This is a genomic window from Afipia clevelandensis ATCC 49720 (assembly GCF_000336555.1).
In the GTDB taxonomy this organism is placed as follows: domain Bacteria; phylum Pseudomonadota; class Alphaproteobacteria; order Rhizobiales; family Xanthobacteraceae; genus Afipia; species Afipia clevelandensis.
In genome coordinates, this window is the sequence record NZ_KB375281.1 from 3570267 (window position 1) to 3596016 (window position 25750).

Below are 25750 nucleotides of genomic sequence, written 5' to 3' on the forward strand. Positions count from 1 at the left end.
GGGGTGTTGGTGTTGGTGGATTTTAGGAAAATCCGGACAGTGTCCGAGGTCAGTGTCCGGGATGAAGTGCGTCGTTCAGATAGATGCAGGTCAGGATCGTGAAGACGTAGGCCTGCAGGAAAGCCACGAGAAGTTCGAGGCCGGTCAGCGCGGTGGTCATTGCCAGCGGCAAGATCGAGCCGAGAACGCCCACAGCGCCGAGCGCGCTCAGCGAGGTCACGAAGCCGGCGAACACCTTGAGAGTGATGTGACCGGCCAGCATGTTCGCGAACAGACGCACCGAGTGGGACACCGGCCGTGACAGGAACGAGATCACCTCGATCACCATGATCAGCGGCAGGATGTAGAGCGGAATGCCCGAGGGCACGAAGAGCTTGAAGAACTTGAAGCCGTTCTTGTAGAGGCCGTAGAGCAGAACGGTCAGGAACACCAACAGCGCGAGCGCCAGCGTGACGATCAGATGGCTGGTGACGGTGAAGGTGTAGGGAATGATGCCGATCATGTTCGCGGTCAGGATGAACATGAACAGGGAGAAAACGAAGGGGAAGAACTTCATGCCTTCGTCGCCGACGCTTTCTCGCAGCGTATTCCCGACGAATTCGTAGGACAGTTCCGCGAGCGACTGGAAGCGTCCGGGGATCAGGCTGCGCGCTGCGCTGCCGCCGATCATCAGCAGCGAAACGACTGCGACCGCGCCGAACATGTAGGCGGAGGAGTTGGTGAAAGCGATCTCCTGACCACCGATGTGGCCCAGCGAGAAGATCTTGTGGATTTCAAATTGATGGATCGGATCGGCCATCCACGTTCGTCTTTCATCTTTGCCGGCATCGCCGGACAGTCACACCCGCCAGCGAACTGGCTTGAAATTCCAGGCGATTCCCAGGACCGGTCGCAGGTTTGTCAGGAGCGGTCGGACGCATCGCGGTTTGCGACGCCGGCTGTCCGCATCACGTTGATCACGCCGGCGGTGAAGCCGAGCAGAAAAAACACGATCAGACCCCACGGGGACGTCGAAAAAAGACGGTCGATGCCCCAGCCGATGACCGCTCCGACAAGGACACCTGCGATCAACTCGGAGGAGAGGCGAAACCCGCGCGCCATCGCTGATGCGTTGGCGGAGGCTGCCCCGCTTCCTGACTGATCTGTCTGGTTCTTGCGGTCATTCCGGAATGTGGAAAGCCGCTGATTCAGACGTACGAGCCTTGCGGAGAGCGCAGTTTCGTCGGCCGACGGTTTGTCTCGTCCGTTCTCGCCGCGGCCCTTGTCATGTGCGCCCACCATCTTGTCGACACCCACGCCCCGCCGCGCGATTTGAGAGAAAAACGCCCCGCCACCCGCCAAAACCGCGCGGACCATACTGACGGCCCATCGTCAAGTCAAGATTGCGCGGTTGACAAGTATCGCTTTGAAAATACTTGCGAAATCTTGGAAAAAATCCAGCCGCTGCGCGCACTCGCCGCACTGCGATAAACAGGACACAGAATGTTGTGCCTGCGGATGCCGTCCCGCCCGATTGTGATATGACCTGAGCGACCTGAAATCGTGCAGCCGGAGGACCAATGTCGCGCCAGATCGACTACTATTTTTCGCTTCAGTCGCCATGGGCTTACATTGGGCACGCGCTGTTTGAGGACCTTGCCGCCACGCACCGGCTCAAGGTCAGTTACAAGCCGGTTCTGTTGACCGACGTGTTTTCCGAGACCGGTGGTTTGCCGCTGGCGAAGCGCCACCCGGCGCGGCAGCGTTACCGGATGCTGGAGCTGCAGCGCTGGCGCGAGAAGCGGGGACTCGCCTTCAACCTGAAGCCGGCGTTTTTTCCCGGCGATCCGCGCCTGGCCGACGGGGTTGCGGTTGCCGCGGTCGCCGCGGGGCTAAATCCGGAGCCGTTCATGCGCCGCGCCTTCTCGGGCCTGTGGGAACAGCAACTTGATCTTGCCGACCCCGCGACTGTGACCCGGCTCGCCGATGAGGCGGGGTTGCCGGGCGCGAAACTGGTTGGACAGGCGGCCTCCAGCGAGATCGCTGCGGCTTACGAGCAGAATCGTCAGGACGCGATTTCCGCCGGCGTGTTCGGTTCGCCGTGCTGGGTGCTCGATGGCGAGGTTTTCTGGGGGCAGGACCGGATCGAATTGCTGGCCGATGCGTTGAATTCCGGGCGCAAGGCCTACACATCGCAAGTGTAGGACGACAGCGCGGCGATTGCAGGGGAGGCCGGTCCATGCGTTTCCACTCAGACAGGATCGCTCTGGCGATGGCCGCAACGGCCGTGATGATGTCAGGTCATGGAGCCGGTGCTCAGACCGCGCCGGACACCGAGAATGGCCGCTATACCCTGTCGCCGGTGACCGACGGGTTCCTGCGGCTCAACACCCGTAATGGCGAAGTCTCGATCTGCACCAACAAGAACGGCTGGACCTGCCGTCTGGTGCCGGATGAGCGAACTGCGCTCGATTCCGAGATCGGCCGTCTGCAGAGCGATAACAAGCAGTTGCGGGACCAGCTTGCCCTGCGGGACTTGGGCAAGGACTCGGGTAAGACCGATACGCCCGTGGCGAAGGGCGATACGGACAAGAGCGCGCAGGCAGCGCCGGACAAGAATCTCGATCTGCAGTTGCCGCCCGAGCACGAAAAGCTGCTGGCGCTCATCGACCGCATCTGGGATCGGATGATCGACATGGCGGTCCGTCTCCAGAAACGGCTGTCCGAAAAAATCTGAGACTTTCAACAAACATAAAAAAACGGCCGCGGAGCGATCCGCGGCCGGTGCGTTTGGAGGAGAGGCAGGCGGTGACGCCTGCCCCTCGATCGTTACTTGGTGATATCGACGTCCTTGGTTTCCGGCAGGAAGAAGAAGCCGATCACCACGGTAATCAAGGCGAAAGTCACCGGGTACCAGAGGCCCGCGTAAATATCGCCGGTCGATGCCACGATCGCGAACGAGGTCGCTGGCAACAGACCACCGAACCAGCCGTTGCCGATATGGTAGGGCAGCGACATCGAAGTGTAGCGGATCTTGGTCGGGAACAGTTCGACCAGCATTGCCGCGATCGGGCCGTACACCATCGTCACGAAGATCACGAGGATGAACAGCAGGCCGATGATTGCCGCCACCTGAGGACGGAAGATATCAAACGGACTGGACATCTTCACGATACCGGGTGCGCCGGCCGTCGGATAACCGGCTTCCTTCACTGCCGCAGCGACAAGCGGATTGCTGGTCTTGGCGTCGGTGTAGGGCACTTCCTTGCCGTTCACCATCACTTTCACACCTGAACCGGCCGGGCCGGCGCTGGTCGAGTACTTGACCGACGACTGGGCGAGGAACGAACGCGCGGTGTCGCAAGGTGCGGAGAACACGCGGGTGCCGACCGGATTGAACAGGTCGCCGCAGCCCTTCGGATCCGCCACCACTTCCACCTTCGTCGTTTCGATGGCCTTTTCCAGCGCCGGGTTGGCATTGGTCGAGATCATGCGGAAGATCGGGAAGAAGGTGAGGGCGGCGATCAGGCAGCCTGCGAGGATGATGGGCTTGCGGCCGATCTTGTCCGACAATGCGCCGAACACGATGAAGAAGCCGGTGCCCAGCAACAGCGACCATGCGATCAGCAGGTTCGCGGTGTAGCCGTCGACCTTGAGGATCGATTGCAGGAAGAACAGCGCGTAGAACTGGCCAGTGTACCAGACCACGCCCTGACCCATCACGCCGCCGAGCAGCGCGATCAGCACCAGCTTGGCATTCGACCAGTTGCCGAAGGATTCGGTCAGCGGCGCCTTCGAGCCCTTGCCCTCTTCCTTCATCTTCTGGAAGACCGGCGATTCGTTCAGCTTCAGTCGGATGATGACGGACACGCCGAGCAGCACGACCGAGAGCAGGAACGGAATGCGCCAGCCCCAGGCGGCGAATTCCGCTTCACCCAGCATGGTGCGGGTGAACAGAATGACCAGCAGCGAGAGGAACAGGCCGAGTGTCGCGGTGGTCTGAATGAACGAGGTATAATAGCCGCGCTTGCCGGGAGGGGCGTGTTCGGCGACGTAGGTCGCTGCACCGCCGTATTCGCCGCCGAGTGCGAGACCTTGCAGCAGGCGCAGGCCGATCAGGATGATCGGAGCCGCGATGCCGATGGTGGCCGCATTCGGGAGCAGGCCGACGATGAAGGTCGAAAGACCCATGATGAGAATGGTGACGAGGAAGGTGTACTTGCGGCCGACGAGATCGCCGACACGTCCGAACACGAGGGCGCCGAACGGGCGGACCAGGAAGCCCGCGGCGAAGGCCAGCAGCGCGAAGATGTCACGGGTGGCCGGCGGATAGGCGCTGAAGAACTGCGCGCCGATGATCGCGGCCAGCGAGCCGTAAAGATAGAAATCGTACCATTCAAAGACGGTGCCGAGCGAAGACGCGAGAATGACGAAGCGTTCGTCCTTCGTCATGCCACTCGCGCGCGGCGAGGTGGTCGTTACGGTAGCCATTTGGATGCTCCCCAGAATGTTGCTGATAAAATCGCTTCTGTGCGCCGATCTTTGGCCGGCTCAAACGCATTAGAAGTTCGTAATGAAGGTAACATCGGCGTGAAACTTCGCCCTATAAGACTTTCGACCGAACGAACAGCAAAGGAACAGGCGCTTCGCAGTGCACAATGAGCGCGTTAAGCACATGCATGGCTTTTGGTTTCAGACCACGGCTTGCAAGACTAAACATGACGGTAAACACTGGAATTCAATGAGCCTCGGGCTCTTTTAGCCTCCGCTAGCGGGATCAATGACCATCGCTGCCAACACCCATCTTGTCATCGCTGACGACCATCCGCTCTTTCGCGATGCTCTGCGACAAGCCGTCGCGTCCGTCGTCGCCACCGCTCAGGTCGATGAGGCGGGATCGTTCGAGGAATTGACTGACCTGCTCGAGCGCGAGTCGGATGTCGATCTGATCCTGCTCGATCTGGCGATGCCTGGAATCAGCGGCTTTTCCGGGCTGATCTATCTGCGTGCCCAGTTCCCGGCCATTCCGGTGGTGATCGTGTCGGCCAGTGACGATGCCGGAACCATCCGCCGTTCGATGGATTTCGGGGCGTCGGGATTCATTCCCAAGCGGTTCGGCGTCGAAACGCTGCGTGAAGCCATCGGCAAGGTGATGAACGGCGATGTCTGGGTGCCTGCCGACGTCGACCTGTCCGCGGCGGCGGACCCGGACATGACGAAACTGCGCGACCGCCTCGTGACGCTGACGCCGCAGCAGGTTCGCGTGCTGATGATGCTGTCCGAAGGCCTGCTCAACAAACAGATCGCTTACGAACTCGGTGTGTCGGAAGCGACCATCAAGGCCCACGTCTCCGCGATCCTGCAAAAGCTCGGCGTCGAAAGCCGCACGCAGGCGGTGATCGCCGCCGCGAGGATCGCCGGCGGCGAATGGAAACAGGCCGATCCGGCAAAATAACCGCTCATCCGTGCGCCGCAGCGCCATGGAAAACGAGCCAAGCGAGAAATAAAACATCATGATTGAGGCGGTGATCTGGGATTTTGGCGGTGTGCTTACCACCTCGCCATTCGAGGCGTTTGCGCGGTTCGAGAACGAACGCAGGCTTCCCGCCGGTATCATCCGGCGCACCAATGCCGCCAACCACTTCGAGAATGCCTGGGCGAAATTCGAGCGCGCTGAAGTGGACCTTGCCACTTTCGACGCCCTGTTCGCGGCTGAGTCTCTGGCGCTTGGCGCGGAGGTGCGTGGCCGCGATGTGGTGCCGCTGCTGTCGGGCGATCCGCGTCCGGAGATGGTCGAGGCCCTGCGGCGGATCAAGCAGCGGTTCAAGACAGGCTGCATCACCAACAATCTGCCCGCCAATGCTATCGGCAGTTCCGGCGGGCGCGCACTCTATGTCGCCGAGACGATGGCGCTGTTCGATCATGTCATCGAGTCGGCGAAGATCGGCCTGCGCAAGCCCGATCCGCGCATCTACCGGATGATGACGGACGCGCTGGACGTCGATCCGAAGAATTGCGTTTATCTGGACGACCTCGGCGTCAACCTGAAGCCGGCGCGCGAGATGGGCATGACCACCATCAAGGTGATCGACGCGCCGCAGGCAATCCGCGACCTGGAAGCGGCGACGGGGATTGCGCTGGCCGATTTGATCCGGGCCTGAGCCGCTCTATTCCGCCGCCACCATCTGCTGCGCCCGCCATTGCGCGAGCAGCGCGCGCAGCGCCGCCGGCTTCACCGGCTTGTTGAGCACGACAATTCCGTCTTCGCGCGCGGCATCGCGGACATGCGGGCTGCGGTCCGCCGTGATCAGGATCGCCGGAATGCCGTCGCCGAAGCGCTGGCGGATGTCGCGGATCGCCGCGATGCCGGTGCCGCGGTCGAGGTGATAGTCGACCAGAAGCCCCGTCACACGCTCATCGGTCGCGGCGATGGCTTCCGCTGCGGCCGCCGGATCGGTGGCCGCGATCACCTTGGCGTCCCACCCGGTCAGCAGTGTCTTCATGCCGTCGAGAATCGCGCGGTCGTTTTCGATGCAGACGATCAGCGTGCCGCTCATCGGCGTCTTCGATGAAATGCTGGCACCAGCCAGTGCGCCGGTTTGCGTCACGGTCTTGGCGATCGGCATGGTGACCGCGAAACGCGAGCCGCCGCTGCGGTTGGATTCCACCGCGATGTTGTGATTGAGAACGCGGGCGAGACGCTCCACGATCGACAGGCCGAGGCCGAGGCCGCGCGCGATGCGCGCGCCCTGATCCAGCCGGTGAAATTCCTTGAAGATCTCCGCCCGCTTCTGCGCCGGAATGCCCAGCCCGGTGTCGTAGATTCCAATCTCAAGCGATTGTCCCCGGCGGCGGCAGCCAACCAGCACGCGGCCTTTCGGGGTGTACTTGATGGCGTTGGAGATCAGGTTCTGCAGCAGGCGGCGCAGCAGGGCGCGATCGGATGAGACCGGCAGCGAACAGGGCACAAAGGTGAGCTTGAGCTTGCGCGCCTTGGCGATGGGCGCGAACTCCACTTCGAGCGAGCGCATCAGGTCGCTCATCCGGAAGCTGGAAATCGACGGCGTCATCGCGCCCGAGTCCAGCCGCGAGATATCGAGCAGCGCGCCGAGAATTTCCTCGATGGCTTCCAGCGAGTCGTCGATATTGCCGACAAGGCGGGCGTCCTCGCCGCCGCTCTGCCGCTCGACCAGGCTGGTGACATAGAGCCGCGCCGCGTTCAGCGGCTGCAGGATGTCATGGCTGGCGGCCGCCAGAAACCGTGTCTTGGAGATGTTGGCTTCTTCGGCGGTGCTCTTGGCCATCGCCAGTTCGCTGTTGAGGCGGGTCAACTGTTCGGTGCGCTCGCGGACACGCTTTTCCAGCGTGGCGTTGGCGCGCTCCAGCGCTTCCGCCGCTTCAAAACTCGGCGTGATGTCGGAGAAGGTGATGACCAGCGCGCCGCCCGGCATGCGGTTGGCGCGAACCTCGACCACCATGTTGCGGTCAGTCAATCGTTCCAGATAGGGCTCGCCCTCGGTGGTGTAGGCGGCGAGCCGCCGCTGCAACGCGGCCGGATCGGCCGGCGCATCCGGTTGCCCGTTGCTGCCGATGAATTCGAGAATCTCGACCAGCGGAATCCCGATCTGGGAATACTGCGCGGGCAGGTCGAGAATCTCGCCGAACTGCTGGTTCGAGGTGATGAGCTGAAGCTCGGGATTGAACACCGCGATGCCCTGCCGCACATGATTGAGCGCGGTCTGCAGCATCTCGCGGTTGAAATGCAGCGCGGTGTGCGCATCGTCGAGCAGTTTCAGCGCGGCCTTGGCCGAGACGGCGCGCTTGCGCAACAGGAGCGACAGCACGAGCCGCGAGGAGGCCGCGCCGATGGATGATGCGATCAGATGTTCGGCGTGGCGCAGCAGCCGGAAGTCCGCGGGAGCGGCGCGGTCGATATTGATGTTGTGGGACGCGGCAAAGGTTTCAAACGATTGCTGCGCGCGTTCCGGGCCGAGATATTGCGCAACGGTGCTGAGGAGGTCCTGCACCGTGACCGTGGTGCGCCAGCGCCGGAAGTTCGGCGCGATCGGCGCCAGTTCGCTGGGCACGAACAGATCGGCCTGCACGCGCTCGATCGAGGTCGGCTGACGCAGCAGTGACAGCACGACATAGGTCAGAAGGTTCAGCGACAGGCTCCAGAGCACGCCATGGATCAGCGGGGCCATTTCAGTGCCGAGCAGGGCCCGGGGCCGCAGTGCGCCGATGCCGAACGGCCCTTCACTGAGCCAGATCACGCCGCGCGGATCGAGGTCGATGAAGCTCGGCAGAAACAGCGTGTAGGCCCAGACCGCGAAGCCGATCAGCATGCCGCCCATGGCGCCGCGCGCGGTGGCGCGCCGCCAGAACAGGCCGCCGAAGAAGGCCGGCGCGAGCTGCGCCACGGCGGCGAACGACAGCAGGCCGATGGCGGCGAGCTGCGCGTTTCCGAGCGCGTGATAATAGAGATAGGCCATCGCCATGATGACGAAGATCGCGACGCGCCGGACCTTGAGCAGGAAGCTGCCGAAATTGGCTTCGGCGGGCTGCGAGGAAGGCCGCCGCTTCAGCGCCAGCGGCATGATGATGTCGTTCGACACCATGATGGCGAGCGCCACGCACTCCACGATCACCATGGCGGTTGCGGCGGACAGGCCGCCGATGAACACGATCACACTGAGCGTCGTTGCCTTGGCCTGGATCGGCAGCGCCAGCACGTACATGTCGCTGTCGGAAGCGCCGAACGGGAACGTCACAAGGCCGGCGATGGCGATGGGGATCACGAACAGGTTGATGGCGACGAGATAGAGCGGAAACAGCCAGCGGGCGCGGCGGACTTCGGCCTCGGTCGAATTCTCGACCACGCTGACGTGGAATTGCCGCGGCAACAGCATGATCGCGAGGAACGACAGCAGCGTCATGGCGAGGAAGTTGCCGATCGACGGCGAGGCTTCGATGGCGCGGACGGCTTCCGGCATCTTCATCGCGCGCTCCATCAGGTCCGATGGTCCGAACATGATGAAGGTTACGAACACGCCGGCGGCGAGAAAGGCGATGAGCTTGACCAGCGACTCGGTCGCAACCGCGAGCATCAGGCCATGCTGGTGTTCGGTGGCGTCGGTCTGGCGCGTGCCGAACAGCACCGCGAAGGCGGCCAGCGTAATGGTCACGATGAAGGCGATATCGCCGATATAGGGAATGCTGGAGACATCCTGATCCTGATTGAGGATCGTTTCCAGCGACGACGCGACGGCCTTGAGCTGAAGTGCGATGTAAGGCACCGAGCCGATAATGGCGATGCATGCGGCGGTGGCTGCAACGGCCTGGCTCTTGCCGTAGCGCGCCGCGATGAAGTCCGCGATCGAGGTGATGTTCTGCGATTTGGCCAACTGGATCACGCGCATCAGCAGCGGCGTGCAGAACGCGATCATCACGATCGGGCCGACATAGATCGCGAGAAATTCGACGCTGGTCCGCGTCGCAAGGCCCACTGAGCCGAAGAACGTCCAGGACGTGCAGTAGATCGCCAGCGACAAGGGATAGATCATGGTGCCGAGGCGGCCGCGCTGGACCTGTGTCAGCCGTTCGCCATAGCTGGCGACGACGAACAGAAAGCCGATGTAGCCGAAGGCGGCTGCGATCACGCCCCAGTCATGCAGCATCGAAGTGGGTCCTGACGTTGCCGCGCCGCCTGGCGTTTCCCTTGAGGATCATGTTTCCGACCGAAGAGCTGTTTCCGAAGCCAGGCTCCGGACGATGCTTTTTGAGACCTTAGCCCGCTCCGGCCTCCGGCGCACCCGGAGGGAGGTCCGTCTGGCGAACGAAACCTTGGCCGATTCCGCGAATCAGCGTATACACGTATAAGTTGCAATATGGATGTGGCGCACGAAGGAGCTGCCCGATGGGCCAGATGCTACCTTTCATTCTCCGGAACGCGCCCGTTGTGGTCGTGGATGACGATCCCTCTGTCCGCGACGCCTTGCTGCTGTTGTTGCGGATCGACGGGTTCGAGGCAAAAGCGTTCGGCGACGGGGAATCCTTTTTCGAGTCCCTGACCTCATGCACACCGTCCTGCGTGATCCTCGACCTGCAGCTTCCGGGGCGGTCAGGTCTCGCCGTGCTGAAACAACTGGCCGACATCCGGTTTGCTCCGCCGGTGTTTGTCATCTCCGGCCAATCCGATATTCCGATGGCTGTCGAGGCCATGAAACTCGGCGCAATCGACTTTCTGGAAAAGCCGTTCTCGGCGGGGGCCATGATTGATCGGGTTCGCGACGCGGTCCGGACTTATTGCGGGACAGTGGCGGGGCGCATCGACGGCCTCGGCGATTTTCCGGGGATGCTGCTACTGACGCGGCGCGAGCGGGATGTGCTGGCGCTGGTAACCAATGGTGCGTCCAACAAGGAAGCAGGGCGAAAGCTCGGTATCAGTCCCCGCACGGTAGAAGTTCATCGCGCACGGATCATGGACAAGCTCGGCGCACGCAACGCCGCGGACCTGATGCGGATCGTGCTGTCGGGAGAACCGTCAACATCACGCCGGGCGGCCCCGGCGATGTAATGCGAACCGCGCCGTGAGCGGACAGCCGCCGAATGCCTATTCGGCCGCGATCGGCTTGGCGTTTAGCGGCAGCTTCAATTGTTCCCAGACCTGAACCAGCGCCTCGGCGAGGGCGTCGATCAGCGCGTCCTCATGGTAGGGCGACGGCGTGATGCGAAGCCGCTCGGTGCCTTTCGGCACGGTCGGATAGTTGATCGGCTGGATATAGATGCCATGCTGCTCCAGCAGCAGATCGCAGGCTTTCTTGCAGCGCTCCGGATCGCCGACAAACAGCGGAACGATGTGGGTGTCGCTCGCCATCACCGGCAGGCCGGCGGCGGTGAGAATAGCCTTGAGCCGCGCGGCGCGGTCCTGATGCCGCTCCCGTTCCCAGCTCGATGACTTCAGGTGCTTGATCGCGGCAGTGGCAGCGGAGCAGATCGCAGGCGGAAGCGCCGTTGTGAAGATGAAGCCCGGCGCATAGGAGCGCACGGCATCGACCATTTTGGCGCTGCCAGCGATATAGCCGCCGAGGCAGCCGAACGCCTTGGCCAGCGTGCCTTCGAGGATATCGATCCGGTGCATGACGCCGTCACGCTCGGCGATGCCGCCGCCGCGCGGGCCGTACATGCCGACGGCATGGACTTCATCGACATAGGTCATCGCGCCGTACTTTTCGGCGAGATCGCAGATCTTCGCCAGCGGCGCGACATCGCCGTCCATCGAGTAGAGGCTCTCGCACACGATCAGTGTCGGGCGGCCCGCATGGGCGCGCAGCAGCTCTTCAAGATGTGCAACATCGTTGTGGCGGAACACGATGTATTCGGTGCCCGACTGACGGATGCCCTCGATCATCGAGTTGTGGTTCAGCGAGTCCGACAGGATCAGGCAGTTCGGGATCAGCTTGGCCAGCGTCGAGATGCCGGTCTGGTTGGACACATAGCCCGAGGTGAAAACCAGCGCGGCTTCCTTGCCGTGCAGATCCGCGAGTTCCTGCTCAAGCTGGATCAGGGAGTGGTTGGTGCCGGCGATGTTGCGGGTGCCGCCGGCGCCGGTGCCGACGCGGGTGGCGGTTTCGACCATCGCGCCGACCACCTTCGGATGCTGGCCCATGCCGAGATAATCGTTGGAACACCAGATCACGACATTCCGCTGGCCTTTCGGCGCGTGCCAGACCGCATGCGGAAAGCGTCCGGCGATGCGCTCCAGATCGGCGAACACGCGGTAGCGCCGCTCGTCATGGAGGCGGTTGAGAGCGTCACCGAAGAACTTGTTGTAATCCATACCATTAACCCTGGATGGGGACCCGGATGACGGCAGCCGGCCCATAAAGTTTTCGCAGGGTCTTCTGTCGCGCGCAGGGTCTTTTTAGAGCTTTTCCAGGTTTGCTGTCGAGGCCGTTTTCGCCGGTCTTCCATGCGGTTGGCGCGGAATTGACCTGAATCAACCGGCCCATTCGGCGCCGGTATCGCAGTCAGGCCGCGGAGAAACGCAGCACGCCGTCAGCGCCGACATTCGGGGTCAGGCGGCCATGGGCCAGCATGTGATTGACATGGGCGATCAGTTCGCCGGCGGCGAAGCCGGTCTGGTGCGCGTCGAGCACATGCTTGTGGAACACGACGGGGACCAGTTGCGCGGATGTCTGCGCCGATGCGCGGCAAGCCTCGGCAATGAGCTGGCAGCGCTCCTCGTGATGATCCGCAAGCTGCTTGATACGGGTCTTCACGCCATAGAACGGCACGCCATGACCCGGCAGCACGAGAACGTCGTCCCGCAGCAGTTTTGAAAGTTCATCCAGCGAGGTCAGGTATTCGCCGAGCGAGTTCGCCTCCGGCTCGACTGCCCATACGCTGACATTGGGCGAAATCTTACTGAGGACCTGATCGGCTGAGAGAAAGATGTTGTCGGCTTCGCAATAGAGCATCACCTGATCGAGGGCGTGTCCGCCGCCGGTGATGACCTTGAAGGTGCGCGCGCCGATGGCGATCTCGTCGCCCTTCGACAGGCGCTGGTAGGACGCGGGAAGAATCGACACGCGGGTGAGATAATCCTGCCCCTTGCCGAGCAGCGCTTCGGTGATTTCCTCGTCCATGCCGTGACGGCGGAAGAACAGGCGCTGCGCCAGCTTGCGCTCGGGTGAGCCGCGATGCTGGTGATATGCCGCCTGCAGATATTCGACCTGGGACATGTGCAGCTTGCAGCCGAAGCGCTCGACGATCCAGCCTGCGAGGCCGACATGATCGGGATGCGCATGGGTCACGATCAGCCGCGTGATCCTGAAACCCTTGAGCGGACCTTCAAACAGCGTGGTCCATGCGGCGATGGTGGCGTCGTTGCCGATGCCAGTGTCGATCATGGTCCAGCCGTCGCCGTCGGCGATCAGATAGATGTTCACATGGTTGAGACGGAACGGCAGCGTCAGGCGCACCCACATCAGGCCGGGCGCGATTTCAATCGCTTCATCCGGCTTCGGCGGCGTTTCGATCGGATAGCGCAGGCCATCCGGAGCTGCAGTGAGGGTGGCGGTCTTGGTGTGCATCGTCTCGCAATCGCAATTGTTCAGGTCCGGCTTAACGCGGCAAATCCCGCCGCGCTAGTGTCTGGCCTTCCGAAACAACCTGTTTTGCGGACTGCGCCGGCATGGTTGCCATGCAGGCCGCCATGCCTTCCGTTTCAAACGGCCTCAGGACACCGCTGCGCCGCTTGCTGAAACAGCCGCCGGTTTCGCCTCGCCATGCGCGTGGCCGCAATGGCCATGGTCGTCGTGTTTGGCATCGTCGAGCTTCGACTTGATGCCGAGACGGTCGAGCAGATTGGCGTCGCGTTCGGTCTGCGGATTCTTCGTGGTCAGCAGCACGTCGCCGATGAAGATCGAATTGGCGCCGGCGACGAAGCACAGCGCCTGCAATTCGTCGGTCATGTACTGGCGGCCCGCCGACAGGCGCACAACGCTGCGCGGCATCATGATGCGCGCGACGGCGACCATGCGCACCAATGCGATCGGATCGGGACGCTCGGCGGTGTCGTTGACCGGCACGCCCTTGACCTCGTTCCACATGTTGATCGGCACGCTCTCCGGATGCTCAGGAAGGTTTGCCAGCAGCGCCAGCATGCCGAGACGGTCATCGACCTGCTCGCCCATGCCGATGATGCCGCCGCAGCAGACCTTGAGGCCAGCTTCGCGTGCATGCGCCAGCGTGTCGATGCGGTCCTGCATCGTGCGCGTGGTGATGATCTTGCCGTAGAACTCCGGCGAGGTGTCGACATTGTGGTTGTAGAAATCGAGGCCGGCGTCGTGCAGCCGCTGCGCCTGCTTGTCGGTCAGCATGCCGAGCGTCACGCAGGTCTCCATGCCGAGACCCTTCACCGCGGTGATCATCTCGCAGACCTTGTCGAGGTCCTTGTCCTTCGGATTGCGCCAGGCGGCTGCCATGCAGAAGCGTTCCGCGCCGGCATCGCGGGCGCGCTTCGCGGTCGCGACGACATCGTCTTGCTCCATCAGCTTCGACGCCTTGAGGCCGGTGTCGTACTTGGCGCTTTGCGAGCAGTAGCCGCAGTCTTCGGGGCAGCCGCCGGTCTTGATGCTGAGAAGGCTCGCGGTCTCGACATGGTTCGGGTCGAAGTTGCGGCGGTGGATGCTCTGCGCCTGGAAGATCAGGTCCGCGAACGGAAGATCGTAGAGTGCCTGCGCTTGTGCGCGGGTCCAGTCGTTGCGCGGCTCGATCAGCGCGTCGCGCCCGACCGAAACTCCGCCATTCACATCCGAACCTGGCACTATGCTCATGCGCTGACCCCTTAGCGGTTTTAGAAACGTCGCCTTCAGGCGCCGCTGTCTCAATTCGTCAGGCAGAATGCGATGTCTTGCCCTGATCACCCTAGCAAGGACCATGGAGGTCCAGAAGAGTCAATCTGCGCATGGTTCGTCCTGCGGACCGCAGGCTGAAAGTGCCGCAAAATCACGCTGTTCCAAGGCATGCGCGCTCCGCGTTTTCGCTATTGCGCGCGTCTTTAACGGATTGGGGCCCGGAGCTGAAAGCACCGGACCCCAAAACAGACGACAGGCATGCCAGATGGCATAGCGCGTAGACGCAATTCGCGCGCTACGCGGCCCGGATGTTGAGCAGGAAGGCATCGACCTCGGCGCGAAGCGTGTCGGCCTCGCGGCGAAGTTCGTTCGATGCATTCAGCACCTCGCCTGCGGCGGTGCCGGCCTCGCTCGAGGCGCGGCTGACGCCGACGATGTTGCTGGAGACTTCCGAGGTGCCGGTGGCTGCCTGCTGGATGTTGCGGGCGATTTCCTGTGTCGCCGCGCCCTGTTCCTCGACCGCCGCCGCGATGGCGGTGGTAACCTCGTTGATCTCGGTGATGGTGGCGCCGATATTGCGGATTGCGCCGACAGCCGAGGAGGTGACGGTCTGCATATTGGCGATCTGCGCGCGGATTTCGTCGGTCGCCTTCGCGGTCTGCTCGGCGAGACCCTTGACCTCCGATGCGACCACGGCGAAGCCGCGGCCCGCTTCGCCTGCGCGCGCGGCCTCGATGGTGGCGTTAAGCGCAAGCAGGTTGGTCTGCGATGCGATTTCCTGAATCAGGTCGACCACGCTGCTGATGCGGCTGGCGTTCTCGGCAAGGCCCTGCATGGTGGCGTCGGTCTTGCCGGCTTCGCTGACCGCGTTGGCGGCGATCCTGGTCGAGTTGCTGACCTGGCGGCTGATCTCCTGGATCGATGACGACAGTTCCTCGGTGCCGGACGAGACGGTCTGCACGTTGACCGAGGTTTCCTCGGCGGCCGATGCGACGGTGTTGACCAGAGCGCTGGAATGCTCGGCCGTTGTCGACATGCTCTCGGCGGTGGACTGCATGACATTCGCGGAGGTCATCAGGCTGTCGAGTGCAACGCGGACCTTGTCCTCGAAGCTGACGATCTGGTTTTCGATGCGCGATGCGCGCTCGGCCTTGGCGATGCGGTCCTGATCCTGCTCGCTGCTCAGGGCGCGCGAGCGGATCATGCTTTCGCGGAAGACTTCGAGCGAGCCGGCCATGACGGCGATTTCGTCCTGCTGGCGGCTGTGCTTGACTTCGGCGTCGAGGTCGCCTTCCGACAGCCGCTGCATCACGGTCTGCAGGTTGCGGATGCGGGCCAAGATGTTGCGGCCGACATACAGCCAGACGAACAGGGCCGATCCGACCAGCGTCAGCGCACCGAGCGCCAGCATGACCGTGGTCGCCAGCGAGATGGTGTTTTGAGCCTGCTTCGATGCGGCTTCGGTTTCGGCGCGCACGTCATCGACCAGCCGCTTCACGCTCATGTCCAGACCGCGATTGAGCTTGCCGGTCTCTTCAAGAATGAGCTGGCCGTAATCAATCGCATCCATCTCCTTCTGGCGGACCTTGTAGACGCTTTGCTTGCCTTCGCCGAGCGCAACGATCTGCTCCAGCGGCGCGCGGATCGCCATGTCCATCCCGCTCGCCTTCAGGCTGTTGAGCTTGTAAAGGACACCTTCCTTCTTGCCGCGGAAGGCTTCTTCAAGCGGGCTGAGGACTTCGGTGTTCGGGGCGGCGAGCGCCGCGGTCATGTCGGCTGCCATCAGGTTGGTGTCGGTGATGACGCTGCCGAGCAGATCGACGGTGCGGGCGGCTTCCATGGCATCGCTCTGCGGGATGGTCACCGAGCCGAGCACCGCGTTCAACTGCGTTTGCGCATCCAGCATCGCGAGCGTCGCGGCGGCGAGGAATGCGGTATGCGCCTTGCGCAGTTGCGCCGATTCCTTCTCGCGCAGCGCCGCCGTATCGAGCCGCTCTTTCGCGGCCGATCCGATGCTGCCGACCATGTCGCCGATGTTCTTGCTGATCTCGCTCATGGCGTCGATGACGGTCTTGTCGGCGCCAAGGCGGGAAATCTCGGCGAGCTTGGCCGCAGCGGTCTGCTGCGTTTCGCGCATCTGCTTGCTGCGTTCTTCCAGTATGGCCTCGCTGCCGGAGGCGAGCAGTGCCTGACCTTGTGTCGAGAGGCTTGCGCTATGCGCGGAGAGTTCGAGGCTGGCGGCCAGCCGCGGAATGTTCTGACCGCTGAGATCGGTCATCATGCCGCCGAGCCTGCCGAGCAGCACGCTGGCGCTGCCGCTGATGACGATCGCCATGGCGGCGATGGCGGCGAATGCCAGGAACAGGCTGCCGCGGACACCGAGCCTGATGCGCGGCAGTTTGAAACGAAACAGATTTTTCTTGAAGTTGAACCGCAAAGCCATTGCCCCAAATCCCCCCGGATTCCGTAGTTCTACGTGCGGGCGCAGTATCGGGTTGGCTGGTTAAAATTTTCGCGAAGTTTCAGCGCCTTCGGTGAAATTTCAGCAATTTTTGCGATTCATGCCGTCACCGGAGCAAAACTCAAGCATCTGAAACTGATGATGTTTTGCGCTCATCGGTAACGGGACGCCGTTGCAGGTCTGCTCTGCATCGCATCGAACAGTCCGGCTAAACGAGATTCTCGCTCACGCCAGCGACCGCGCGACGTCGGTCGGCTGCGCGACTTGCGACGCGGACACCGGCAAGCCCCGGCGTTCTGCTTCCGCGGTCAGCACGGTCTTTGTCCAGCGTTGCGCCGGACGCTCGACGAAACGCCAGACGATCCATGACAGCAGCAGCACTCCCGCGATGATTGCGGCAACAGCCCATATGACCGAAGCGGGCTGGATGGCACTCAGGACGACGTAGCCGAGCTGCATATGCAGCAGATAGAGCGGGTAGGTGATGCCGCCGATCGCCATGACAAGACCGGCCGGCAGGGGAAGCTGCCGCAGGCGAGTTGCAAGGAATATGATCGCAATGGATATCAGGCAGATCGCCACGATCACTCCGGACTCGAACGACACGCCTGCAGGCGAGTCGATGTGTGTGGCTCTGTGCAGGCACTGAAACACGGCTGTGCCGACCGACAACGCGAAAATGGTGTACAGCTTGAGATCGCGTCGGCCGCGATAGAATTCGTAGATCACAAGTCCAACCGCGAAGAAGCCGCTGTCGTCGGCGAGGAACAGCCGCTCGAAGATCGGCGCGTCGATGGTGAGTTCGTTCGCGAAGGTGAGGCCGAGCCAGATCAGGATGATCAGATCGAGGCGGCGCGGAAACACCTTGAACGCCATCAGCACCGCGACCCAGGCATAGAACACCACTTCAACCACCAGCGACCAGTAGGCCCCGTCCATGTAGGGCTGACGGAACATGGGTGCGGCAATGAAAAGGTTGGCGCACCACTGCGCGAACGAGGTGGTGAAGTTCGGCGGCCCCATCGTCAGCAGCGCGAGAAACGTCAGCGTCATGCAGAACAGAAAGGTGGGATAGATCCGGCTGAAGCGAGCAATTGCAAAGCCCGTCGCCGTTCGACCTTCCGCGGAATACGCGATCACGAAGCCGCTGATGACGAAGAAAATCGGGACGCCGAGAAAGCCGTATTGGGAAAAGCTCGCCATCCACGGAAGCGCCACCTGCGTCCCACCCTGGGATGGCGGGCCTCGAAAGCCGTAGTGATAGAAAATCACGCCGACAACGGCGACGAGGCGGAGCAGGTCGAGGACCTGCACTCTCGAAGCCGCCTTGAGATCATTTGCAGACATATTTGACGGCTCGCGTGGAGCGCACAAAGTACCGCTGCCGGATAAAGGACTGCTTACCGGCACCGCATAAAGGTCCGCGATCCGAGCCCCCGTCAGCGCGTAGCCAGGCTGGCGCAGACGGATGAGGCGGATGTTTCAGGATCGCTCCGGGGTCGTCCCGGCGGATGCGGTTAAAGTGTTGATATTTCAGCAGAAGGGCTGGTGCTGCCAGACAGGATTGAACTGTCGACCTCTCCATTACCAATGGAGTGCTCTACCACTGAGCTACGGCAGCGAACGCCAGACACATTAAAGAGCCGGAACCGTACCGTGTACGTGAATCAGGCAAAAGGCCTCTGAAGGCGCGCGTTCCTTTGCCATAAGGCCACCGATGGCGCAAGCGCCGAGCGCCCATTCTTCCAAACCCCGCGGCCGGAACTCAGGTTTTGGTCTTGTATTTCGCCAGTTCGGGGCCGATCCGGGCGCTCAACAGGCTGCTGAGGGCTTCCAGCGCCCTGAAGGGCCGGATCATCACTTCGAATTCGATGATCTTGCCGCTCGCATCGAATTTCACTAGGTCGACGCCTTTCAACTGCAGTTCGCCGATATTGGCGCTGAACTCCAGCGCGACATCGTGGGCTCCGGCGACGAAGGTGCGGTGATAGCGGAAGTTCTCGAAAATCTGCACGACCGCGCCGAGGATCAGGACGCTTGCAGGCCGGCCGAGGATCGGCAGATGTACGAAGGGCGAGCGGAAGACGGTGGTGTCCGCGAACAGCGGTGGCAGCGCGTCCTCGCGTTTGGTTTCGACAAAGCGGTGCCAGTCGCGGAGCGTGTCCTGCGCCGCCGGGGCGAGCGACCCGATATGTCCCGTCATGCATTCCTCTGTGATATGGCGCATCGTATCCGGTAGAATGGCAACTGACCGCCATCGGTCATGACGGTCAAGACGGGATGCGAGCGGCGCTGATATGACGGATACGCCCGGAAAGAGCGATGCAAAGTCGGCGCGCGAGGCGCGGCTGAAATCCGCCTTGCGCGACAATCTGAAACGGCGCAAGTCGCAGGCGCGCGGCCGCGCCGGAGCGGCGATCGTGACGCCGGACGACGACGCACGCCAGCGCGATGAAGAATTGAGCACAGGCCGGCGCGACGGGGAGCGCTGATCTTCAGTTACAGAAGTCGCTTGAATCTTCGCAACGCCGACACGATCTGACATTATCGTTTGTGATCCCGGATAGGGGATCGCGCCCTTCTGCCGAATGCAAGGAACATCACGATGGCGACCGATCAGGCGGCAGCGACCGCGACCGGCGCGGAGCAAGCCGACACTGCGCGCGCGACATTCCCGCGCTTCGAGCAGACGTTCCCGAAACTGACGGATGCCGAGATCGACCGCATGCGCCGCTTCGGCGAGGTGCGCCAGTACAAGGATGGCGCGTTGCTGTTCGAGAGCGGCAAGGTCGGTCCCGGCATGTTTGTGATCCTCTCGGGGCATGTTGCGATCACCCAGCGCGACGGCATGGGCCATGTCACGCCGGTGATAGATCAGGGACCGGGCCAGTTTCTTGCCGAGATCGGGCAGCTCTCCGGCCGCCGTGCGCTGGTGGACGGCACCGCCGAGGGCGATGTCGAGGTCTTGCTGATTCCCCCGGACAAGCTGCGCGCGCTGCTCGTCGCGGAAGCGGATCTCGGCGAGCGCATCATGCGGGCGCTGATCCTGCGCCGTGTGAATCTGATTCAGGGCGGAGTCGGCGGGCCGGTGCTGATCGGCTCGCCAACGCTGGCCGATCTGGTGCGCCTGCAGGGATTTCTGTCGCGCAACGGCAATCCCTATCACGTCCTCGATCCCGCCGTTGACAAGGACGCGGCCGATCTTGTTGCGCGCTATTCGCCATCGCCGCGCGACCTGCCGCTGGTGGTGTGTCCGGACGGCACCGTGCTGCGCAATCCCGGCGAGACCGAACTCGCTTACGCGATGGGCATGATCGGCGGCGCGATCAAGGACAAGCTCTACGATGTGGCCATTGTCGGCGGTGGTCCCGCCGGGCTTGCGACCGCGGTGTATGCCGCGTCCGAAGGCCTGTCCGTTGCCGTGGTGGACGCGCGGCATTTCGGCGGTCAGGCCGGAGCCAGCGCACGGATCGAGAACTATCTTGGATTTCCCACCGGGATTTCGGGGCAGGCGCTGGCCGGGCGGGCCTACAATCAGGCGCAGAAATTCGGCGCCGACATGATGATCCCGGTCGAGGCCAGATCGCTTGACTGCACCAAGAAAGACGGTGCGTTCGGTATCGCCACCGAATGCGGTCATCTGCTGAAAGCGAAATCCATCGTGGTCGCCAGCGGCGCGCGCTACCGCCGGCCGGCTATCGAAAATCTCGACAGGTTTGAAGGGCGTGGGGTCTGGTACTGGGCCTCGCCGATCGAAGGGCGGCTCTGCGCGCAGCAGGACATTGTCCTGGTGGGCGGCGGCAATTCCGCGGGGCAAGCCGCGGTGTTTCTGTCGGGCCATGCCAAGCGGGTGCGCATGATGATCCGCAGCGGCGGTCTTGCTGACAGCATGTCGCGTTATCTGATCGACCGCATCATGGCGACGCCGAACATCGAACTGCTGATCCATACCGAGATCGTCGCGCTGGACGGCGGCGACGGCGGGCTTGAGCAGGTGCGCTGGCGCAACCGCAAGACCGGGATCGAGACGCTTGAGGACATCCGCAACGTCTTCCTGTTCGTCGGCGCCGAGCCCGCAACATCGTGGCTCGATGGCTGCGGCGTCGAGCTTGATCGCAACGGCTTTGTGGTGACAGGTTCGCAATGCGAAGAGGGCAAGCCGGTATCCGGTCTCGAGACGTCCGTGCCGGGAGTTTACGCTGTCGGCGATGTGCGCGCCGGTTCGGTCAAGCGTGTCGGCGGTGCCATCGGCGAGGGCGCGCAGGTGGTGGCGGCATTGCACGGCTTTCTCAGCGATAAGCCGCTTGAGGCTGAAAGGGCTTGACCATGCCATGCAAGCACATTGCACAGATCAATGACGTGACGCCGAGTGCGCTCGGCTGTGAGGAATGCCTGAAGACCGGCGACGTGTGGCTGCATTTGCGGATCTGCCGGACCTGCGGCCATGTCGGCTGCTGCGACTCTTCGCCGAACAAACATGCCACCAAACATTTTCACGCCACGCAGCATCCGGTGATCGAGGGCTACGATCCGCCGGAAGGCTGGGGCTGGTGTTATGTGGATCAGGTCATGTTCGACCTGTCGTCGCGCAAGACACCGCATAACGGCCCGATCCCGCGTTACGACTAAAGAATGGCGGCCCGATTTGCCTGATACCCTCGGCTAACCGGACGCGGTCTGCCATTGTGGCGCATATATTCAGGAGATTTCCGATGCGTCATTTTTTTCGGATTGTTCGCGATGCAGCCTGTGCCGGGTTGTTGGCGGTTTCACTGTTTATTTCCGCGCCCGACAGCGCTGCCGCGCAATCGGCGCCGCAAAGCCGCTCCGCACAGGTCAACGGCGTAAAGCTGAACTATCTGATCGCCGGCAAAGGCGATCCTGTCGTTCTGCTTCATGGCTATGCCGAAACCAGTCATATGTGGCGGCCGCTGTTTCCCGGCCTCGTCAACACGCACACGGTCATCGCGCCCGATCTGCGCGGCTTCGGCAAATCCGATGCGCCCGAGAGCGGCTACACCAAGAAGGAAATGGCGCAGGATATCCACGCGCTGGTGAAAAGCCTCGGATACAGCAAGGTCAAGATCGTCGGCCACGACATCGGCCTGATGGTTGCCTATGCCTATGCGGCGCAATATCCCGCGGAGGTCGACCGCATTGTCTTGATGGACGCCTTCCTGCCGGGCGTCGGCGACTGGAAGAGCGTCTGGCTGCTGCGCGATCTCTGGCACTTCCATTTCTACGGCAAAACGCCGCTGGCACTGGTTCAGGGCCGCGAGCGCATCTATCTCGAGCACTTCTGGAACGACTTTGCCGCAGACCCCGCGAAGTCGATCTCGCAGAAGGACCGGAAGTTTTATGCCAAAGCCTATGCCCGACCCGGTCATATGAAGGCCGGGATGGAGGTCTTCCGCGCCTTCGAGAAGGACGCCGACGATTTCGCAGGTTTGGCCAAGACAAAACTGCCGATGCCGATGCTTGTCTTATCCGGAGAAAAGGCAGGCGGCGCCTTTCTGATCGAGCAGGGCAAACTCGTCGCCACGAATGTCGAAGGCGTCATCATCAAGGGTTCGGGCCATTGGCTGATGGAAGAAGCGCCGGGCCAGGTGATTCCGAGGCTGGTGGACTTTCTCAATCGCTGATGGGCATCGGCAAAATCTTGCAAAATTCGCTGCAGCGGCGCGTGCGGAAATGGAACTTCTGTTGCACAGCCATGCGGATGATGTAGCGTTAAAGCAATTCTAAACAGGGGCGCATCATGACATTTACGGTTTTCCATCTCATCATCAGCATGATTGCCATCGGCCTCGGGTTTGTCGTGGCGGGCGGCATCCTCTCATCGAACCGGCTTCCGCGCTGGACGCTGTGGTTTCTGATCCTGACCATCCTCACCAGCGCCACCGGCTTCCTGTTTCCGTTCACCAAGCTGTTGCCCTCGCACATCGTCGCGATCATCTCGCTGGTGCTGCTGGCGATCGCGGTCTACGCGCTTTACGGCAAGGGCCTCGCCGGCATCTGGCGCACGGTCTATGTCGTCACCGCGATGCTGGCGCTCTGGTTCAACGTGTTCGTTCTGATCGCGCAATCGTTCCAGAAAGTCGCCTTGCTGAACGTATACGCGCCGACCGGCGCCGAGCCGCCATTTGCGATCACGCAGGGTATCGTGCTGGTGTTCTTCATCTTCCTGATCGTGCTCGGCATCAAACGGTTCAAGACGGCCTGACGACAAGGCGACGGGAGCGCCGATGAAAGTCATTGTCTTCGGCGCGACCGGCATGGTCGGGCAGGGCGTGCTGATCGAATGTCTGCGCGATCCCGATGTGACGCAGGTGCTGACCGTGGGCCGCAGTGTCACTGGCCAGCACGACCCGAAGCTGCGCGAGATTACGCATTCGGATTTTCTCGACTTCTCCGCCATCGAGAACGACCTGACAGGTTACGACGCCTGCTTCTTCTGTCTCGGCGTGTCGTCGATCGGCATGGACGAGGAGCGTTATCGCCGTCTGACCTATGACATCACGCTGGCGGCGGCGCGCACGCTGGCGCGGATCAATCCCAGCATGACCTTTACCTATGTCACCGGGGCCGGCGCGGACAGCACCGAACGGGGCCGCGTGATGTGGGCGCGTGTGAAAGGCAAGACCGAGAACGACCTGCTCAGGCTGCCGTTCAAGGCCGCCTACATGTTTCGGCCCGGTGCGATCCAGCCGCTTTATGGGGTCCGTTCAAAAACCGGCTGGGTGCAGGGAATTTATGTGGCGACCGCGCCGCTTTTGAGTTTCCTGCATCGGGTCGCGCCGAACCATGTCACTACGACCGAAGAAGTGGGCCGCGCCATGCTCAGTGTCGCCAAACATGGCTATTCAAAGCCGGTTCTGGAAATGGAAGACATCCACAAGCTAGGGGCCTGAGATTTGGCCGAACCGGGCGGCCGGCGGTGTCCGTGACACAATTCGAGCGATATTTCAGGTAATTAAGCGGAAGTTCCGGGTTTCGGGCACCCCGGCCGCGCGGTTTCCACTCCCCGTGAAACGCGCTAAAAGCCGGTTATCTCAACAGGGCAGGTTTGGCATGGATCGCATTCGCATTGTCGGCGGCAACAAGCTCAATGGCACGATTCCGATTTCCGGTGCGAAGAACGCGGCCCTGCCGCTGATGATCGCCAGTCTGCTGACTGACGAAACCCTGATTCTGGATAACGTGCCGCGCCTCGCCGATGTCGCGCAGTTGCAGCGCATTCTCGGCAATCACGGCCTCGACATCATGGCGGCGGGCAAGCGCCCTGGCGACCATGAGTATCAGGGCCAGACCCTGCACATTTCCGCGGCCAACATCATCGACACCACCGCGCCCTATGAACTGGTCTCGAAGATGCGCGCGAGCTTCTGGGTGATCGCGCCGCTGCTCGCGCGCATGCATGAGGCCAAGGTCTCGCTGCCCGGCGGTTGCGCCATCGGCACCCGCCCGGTCGATCTTCTGATCGACGCGCTGGAAAAGCTCGGCGCGCAACTGCAGATCGACGGCGGCTATGTGATCGCAAAGGCGCCCGGCGGCCTTGTCGGCGCGGAGATCAATTTCCCGAAGGTCACCGTCAGCGGCACCCACGTTGCGCTGATGGCGGCAACCCTCGCCAAAGGCACGACGGTGATCAATAACGCCGCGTGCGAACCCGAGATCGTGGACGTCGCCGATTGTCTCAACAAGATGGGCGCGAAGGTGTCCGGTGCGGGCTCGCCGCGCATTGTCATCGAGGGCGTGAGCAAGCTCCACGGCGCGCGCCATACCGTGCTGCCGGACCGCATCGAGACCGGCACCTATGCCATGGCAGTGGCCATGACCGGCGGCGATGTCCAGCTCGCGGGTGCGCGTCCAGAACTCTTGCAGTCGGCGCTCGACGTGCTGACCGAGGCCGGCGCGACCATCACGCCTAACAATGAAGGCATTCGCGTTGCGCGCAACGGCGCCGGCATCAATCCGGTCACGGTCTCGACCGCGCCATTCCCCGGTTTCCCGACCGATCTGCAGGCGCAGCTCATGGCGCTGATGACCCGCGCCAAGGGTTCGTCGCACATCACCGAGACGATCTTTGAAAACCGCTTCATGCATGTGCAGGAGCTGGCGCGGTTCGGCGCACGGATTTCGCTGGACGGCGAAACCGCCATCATCGATGGCACAGCCAAACTCAAGGGTGCGCCAGTGATGGCGACCGACCTGCGCGCATCCGTCTCTCTGGTGATTGCCGCGCTGGCGGCGGAAGGCGAAACCACCGTCAATCGGGTCTATCATCTCGACCGTGGCTTCGAGCGGCTGGAGGAAAAGCTCTCGGCCTGCGGCGCGACGATCGAGCGGATCAGCGGATAAACTTTTTCTGGATGGAGCCGGTGGACACCATGTCCCAGAGCGAGGCGAGTGAAAACAAGGCATCCCGGCGCAGGCTCGTGGCGCTGGATGATGACGATCTTGCGGTGATTTCCGCCCACGTTCAGGACGCCGCGGTGGTCGCTGCGGACATCCTCTGGCGTCAGGCCGAGAACCGCCTCGTCATCGCGATGCGCCGGATCGACTGCGAGGACATCATTGCCGGTGACTGCGTGCCCCGGCGGCTGATCTCGGCGCTGCGCTTTGATCGCGTGCTGTCCTGCCGTTCGCGTGCGATCGACATGAGCGCGTCCGATCTTCCGCTGACCCTGCTCGGAATTGAGTTTTACCGGGGCAAGAAACCGGGCGGCGAGGTGCTGCTGCTGTTCGCCAGCGGCGGTGTGCTGCGGCTTGAGGTCGAGTGTCTTGAATGCGAACTCGCCGATCTTGGACCTGATACATCGCAGGCCGATCCGGCTCCGCCGGAGCGGCGCAATCTGCCAGCGGGCACAGACATTTAGCAACCAATCCGCGCGGTCCCCGCTCGCGGTTTTTCCCTGACAATGTTATGGGTTGGCGGTGACCCGGCATG

Annotated in this window: 23 protein-coding genes and 1 tRNA gene; 13 read left to right on the forward strand and 11 right to left on the reverse strand. The window is 62.5% G+C overall.

Translation table 11 applies throughout. From position 1 onward, the window contains the following. Positions 1-49 precede the first annotated feature (49 nt). A complete protein-coding gene (locus HMPREF9696_RS17070; protein ID WP_002714290.1) occupies positions 50-799 on the reverse strand; it encodes a F0F1 ATP synthase subunit A in 750 nt (249 codons plus the stop codon). Between the two features lie 101 nt (positions 800-900). Then, positions 901-1281, reverse strand: a complete 381-nt coding sequence (locus HMPREF9696_RS17075) for an AtpZ/AtpI family protein (RefSeq protein WP_040302135.1) — start codon at positions 1279-1281, stop codon at positions 901-903. Positions 1282-1559: 278 nt separating this feature from the next. Here HMPREF9696_RS17075 and HMPREF9696_RS17080 point away from each other — a divergent pair, with 278 nt between their 5' ends. Further along, on the forward strand, positions 1560-2183 hold the full coding sequence (locus HMPREF9696_RS17080; RefSeq protein WP_002714292.1) for a 2-hydroxychromene-2-carboxylate isomerase: 624 nt from the start codon (positions 1560-1562) through the stop codon (positions 2181-2183). Between the two features lie 35 nt (positions 2184-2218). Continuing rightward, positions 2219-2716 (forward strand): hypothetical protein, encoded by a 498-nt coding sequence (locus HMPREF9696_RS17085; RefSeq protein ID WP_002714293.1) that lies wholly within the window; start codon positions 2219-2221, stop codon positions 2714-2716. Between the two features lie 92 nt (positions 2717-2808). Here the strand turns inward: HMPREF9696_RS17085 and HMPREF9696_RS17090 are convergent, their stop codons facing one another. Continuing rightward, on the reverse strand, positions 2809-4470 hold the full coding sequence (locus tag HMPREF9696_RS17090; RefSeq protein ID WP_002714294.1) for an MFS transporter: 1662 nt from the start codon (positions 4468-4470) through the stop codon (positions 2809-2811). A gap of 289 nt (positions 4471-4759) precedes the next feature. On the opposite strand from HMPREF9696_RS17090, the gene HMPREF9696_RS17095 reads away from it, so the two are divergent. Both HMPREF9696_RS17095 and HMPREF9696_RS17100 read left to right on the forward strand, forming a co-directional pair. Then, entirely contained in the window at positions 4760-5434 is a 675-nt protein-coding gene (locus tag HMPREF9696_RS17095) for a response regulator (protein ID WP_002714295.1), read from the forward strand. Positions 5435-5492: 58 nt separating this feature from the next. Next, complete coding sequence (locus HMPREF9696_RS17100) at positions 5493-6140, forward strand: HAD-IA family hydrolase (protein ID WP_002714296.1); 648 nt, start codon at positions 5493-5495, stop codon at positions 6138-6140. Positions 6141-6146: 6 nt separating this feature from the next. On the opposite strand, the gene HMPREF9696_RS17105 is transcribed toward HMPREF9696_RS17100, so the two are convergent. Next, positions 6147-9656: a PAS domain-containing hybrid sensor histidine kinase/response regulator gene (locus HMPREF9696_RS17105; RefSeq protein WP_002714297.1), complete on the reverse strand. Its 3510-nt coding sequence runs from the start codon at positions 9654-9656 to the stop codon at positions 6147-6149. Positions 9657-9895: 239 nt separating this feature from the next. Between HMPREF9696_RS17105 and HMPREF9696_RS17110 the strand changes: the two genes are divergently transcribed. Continuing rightward, on the forward strand, positions 9896-10555 hold the full coding sequence (locus HMPREF9696_RS17110) for a response regulator transcription factor (RefSeq protein WP_002714298.1): 660 nt from the start codon (positions 9896-9898) through the stop codon (positions 10553-10555). Positions 10556-10591: 36 nt separating this feature from the next. Here the strand turns inward: HMPREF9696_RS17110 and hemA are convergent, their stop codons facing one another. The 7 genes from hemA to HMPREF9696_RS17145 form a co-directional block, all read right to left on the reverse strand. Beyond that, entirely contained in the window at positions 10592-11818 is a 1227-nt protein-coding gene (gene hemA / locus HMPREF9696_RS17115; protein WP_002714299.1) for a 5-aminolevulinate synthase, read from the reverse strand. A 190-nt stretch (positions 11819-12008) separates the two neighbouring features. After that, a complete protein-coding gene (locus HMPREF9696_RS17120; RefSeq protein ID WP_002714300.1) occupies positions 12009-13073 on the reverse strand; it encodes an MBL fold metallo-hydrolase in 1065 nt (354 codons plus the stop codon). A gap of 144 nt (positions 13074-13217) precedes the next feature. Next, the gene (bioB, locus tag HMPREF9696_RS17125; protein ID WP_040301560.1) at positions 13218-14318 is read right to left on the reverse strand and encodes a biotin synthase BioB; all 1101 of its coding nucleotides are present in this window, start codon (positions 14316-14318) and stop codon (positions 13218-13220) included. A 316-nt stretch (positions 14319-14634) separates the two neighbouring features. Further along, positions 14635-16782, reverse strand: coding sequence for a methyl-accepting chemotaxis protein (locus HMPREF9696_RS17130; protein ID WP_002714302.1), 2148 nt, complete (start codon positions 16780-16782; stop codon positions 14635-14637). Between the two features lie 243 nt (positions 16783-17025). Then, positions 17026-18114, reverse strand: a complete 1089-nt coding sequence (locus HMPREF9696_RS17135) for an acyltransferase family protein (RefSeq protein ID WP_002714303.1) — start codon at positions 18112-18114, stop codon at positions 17026-17028. Between the two features lie 232 nt (positions 18115-18346). After that, a tRNA-Thr gene (locus HMPREF9696_RS17140) sits at positions 18347-18421 on the reverse strand. A gap of 144 nt (positions 18422-18565) precedes the next feature. Further along, a complete protein-coding gene (locus HMPREF9696_RS17145) occupies positions 18566-19027 on the reverse strand; it encodes a nuclear transport factor 2-like protein (RefSeq protein WP_245259240.1) in 462 nt (153 codons plus the stop codon). A gap of 70 nt (positions 19028-19097) precedes the next feature. Here HMPREF9696_RS17145 and HMPREF9696_RS17150 point away from each other — a divergent pair, with 70 nt between their 5' ends. The 8 genes from HMPREF9696_RS17150 (at position 19098) to HMPREF9696_RS17185 (ending at position 25679) form a co-directional block, all read left to right on the forward strand. Beyond that, positions 19098-19292 (forward strand): hypothetical protein, encoded by a 195-nt coding sequence (locus tag HMPREF9696_RS17150; RefSeq protein ID WP_002714305.1) that lies wholly within the window; start codon positions 19098-19100, stop codon positions 19290-19292. Positions 19293-19405: 113 nt separating this feature from the next. Next, the gene (locus tag HMPREF9696_RS17155; protein ID WP_002714306.1) at positions 19406-21124 is read left to right on the forward strand and encodes an FAD-dependent oxidoreductase; all 1719 of its coding nucleotides are present in this window, start codon (positions 19406-19408) and stop codon (positions 21122-21124) included. Between the two features lie 2 nt (positions 21125-21126). After that, a complete protein-coding gene (locus HMPREF9696_RS17160; protein ID WP_002714307.1) occupies positions 21127-21429 on the forward strand; it encodes a UBP-type zinc finger domain-containing protein in 303 nt (100 codons plus the stop codon). Positions 21430-21512: 83 nt separating this feature from the next. Next, on the forward strand, positions 21513-22442 hold the full coding sequence (locus HMPREF9696_RS17165; RefSeq protein ID WP_002714308.1) for an alpha/beta fold hydrolase: 930 nt from the start codon (positions 21513-21515) through the stop codon (positions 22440-22442). A 116-nt stretch (positions 22443-22558) separates the two neighbouring features. After that, positions 22559-23023: a hypothetical protein gene (locus HMPREF9696_RS17170; RefSeq protein WP_002714309.1), complete on the forward strand. Its 465-nt coding sequence runs from the start codon at positions 22559-22561 to the stop codon at positions 23021-23023. A gap of 22 nt (positions 23024-23045) precedes the next feature. Beyond that, positions 23046-23711: a Rossmann-fold NAD(P)-binding domain-containing protein gene (locus tag HMPREF9696_RS17175; RefSeq protein ID WP_002714310.1), complete on the forward strand. Its 666-nt coding sequence runs from the start codon at positions 23046-23048 to the stop codon at positions 23709-23711. Positions 23712-23871: 160 nt separating this feature from the next. Further along, entirely contained in the window at positions 23872-25161 is a 1290-nt protein-coding gene (gene murA / locus HMPREF9696_RS17180) for a UDP-N-acetylglucosamine 1-carboxyvinyltransferase (protein WP_002714311.1), read from the forward strand. A gap of 11 nt (positions 25162-25172) precedes the next feature. Then, positions 25173-25679, forward strand: coding sequence for a DUF2948 family protein (locus HMPREF9696_RS17185; protein WP_002714312.1), 507 nt, complete (start codon positions 25173-25175; stop codon positions 25677-25679). Positions 25680-25750 lie beyond the last annotated feature (71 nt).

Excerpts from the sequence above, each read along its gene's own strand:
- HMPREF9696_RS17175 (WP_002714310.1), top strand. The coding sequence starts at position 23,046 with ATGAAAGTCATTGTCTTCGGCGCGACCGGCATGGTCGGGCAGGGCGTG.
- HMPREF9696_RS17090 (WP_002714294.1), bottom strand. The coding sequence starts at position 4,470 with ATGGCTACCGTAACGACCACCTCGCCGCGCGCGAGTGGCATGACGAAG.
- HMPREF9696_RS17165 (WP_002714308.1), top strand. The coding sequence starts at position 21,513 with ATGCGTCATTTTTTTCGGATTGTTCGCGATGCAGCCTGTGCCGGGTTG.
- HMPREF9696_RS17105 (WP_002714297.1), bottom strand. The coding sequence starts at position 9,656 with ATGCTGCATGACTGGGGCGTGATCGCAGCCGCCTTCGGCTACATCGGC.
- HMPREF9696_RS17155 (WP_002714306.1), top strand. The coding sequence starts at position 19,406 with ATGGCGACCGATCAGGCGGCAGCGACCGCGACCGGCGCGGAGCAAGCC.
- HMPREF9696_RS17130 (WP_002714302.1), bottom strand. The coding sequence starts at position 16,782 with ATGGCTTTGCGGTTCAACTTCAAGAAAAATCTGTTTCGTTTCAAACTG.
- murA (WP_002714311.1), top strand. The coding sequence starts at position 23,872 with ATGGATCGCATTCGCATTGTCGGCGGCAACAAGCTCAATGGCACGATT.
- HMPREF9696_RS17145 (WP_245259240.1), bottom strand. The coding sequence starts at position 19,027 with ATGCGCCATATCACAGAGGAATGCATGACGGGACATATCGGGTCGCTC.
- HMPREF9696_RS17100 (WP_002714296.1), top strand. The coding sequence starts at position 5,493 with ATGATTGAGGCGGTGATCTGGGATTTTGGCGGTGTGCTTACCACCTCG.
- HMPREF9696_RS17170 (WP_002714309.1), top strand. The coding sequence starts at position 22,559 with ATGACATTTACGGTTTTCCATCTCATCATCAGCATGATTGCCATCGGC.
- HMPREF9696_RS17160 (WP_002714307.1), top strand. The coding sequence starts at position 21,127 with ATGCCATGCAAGCACATTGCACAGATCAATGACGTGACGCCGAGTGCG.
- HMPREF9696_RS17095 (WP_002714295.1), top strand. The coding sequence starts at position 4,760 with ATGACCATCGCTGCCAACACCCATCTTGTCATCGCTGACGACCATCCG.
- HMPREF9696_RS17150 (WP_002714305.1), top strand. The coding sequence starts at position 19,098 with ATGACGGATACGCCCGGAAAGAGCGATGCAAAGTCGGCGCGCGAGGCG.
- hemA (WP_002714299.1), bottom strand. The coding sequence starts at position 11,818 with ATGGATTACAACAAGTTCTTCGGTGACGCTCTCAACCGCCTCCATGAC.
- HMPREF9696_RS17110 (WP_002714298.1), top strand. The coding sequence starts at position 9,896 with ATGGGCCAGATGCTACCTTTCATTCTCCGGAACGCGCCCGTTGTGGTC.
- HMPREF9696_RS17120 (WP_002714300.1), bottom strand. The coding sequence starts at position 13,073 with ATGCACACCAAGACCGCCACCCTCACTGCAGCTCCGGATGGCCTGCGC.
- HMPREF9696_RS17085 (WP_002714293.1), top strand. The coding sequence starts at position 2,219 with ATGCGTTTCCACTCAGACAGGATCGCTCTGGCGATGGCCGCAACGGCC.
- HMPREF9696_RS17075 (WP_040302135.1), bottom strand. The coding sequence starts at position 1,281 with ATGGTGGGCGCACATGACAAGGGCCGCGGCGAGAACGGACGAGACAAA.
- HMPREF9696_RS17070 (WP_002714290.1), bottom strand. The coding sequence starts at position 799 with ATGGCCGATCCGATCCATCAATTTGAAATCCACAAGATCTTCTCGCTG.
- HMPREF9696_RS17185 (WP_002714312.1), top strand. The coding sequence starts at position 25,173 with ATGGAGCCGGTGGACACCATGTCCCAGAGCGAGGCGAGTGAAAACAAG.
- HMPREF9696_RS17080 (WP_002714292.1), top strand. The coding sequence starts at position 1,560 with ATGTCGCGCCAGATCGACTACTATTTTTCGCTTCAGTCGCCATGGGCT.
- bioB (WP_040301560.1), bottom strand. The coding sequence starts at position 14,318 with ATGAGCATAGTGCCAGGTTCGGATGTGAATGGCGGAGTTTCGGTCGGG.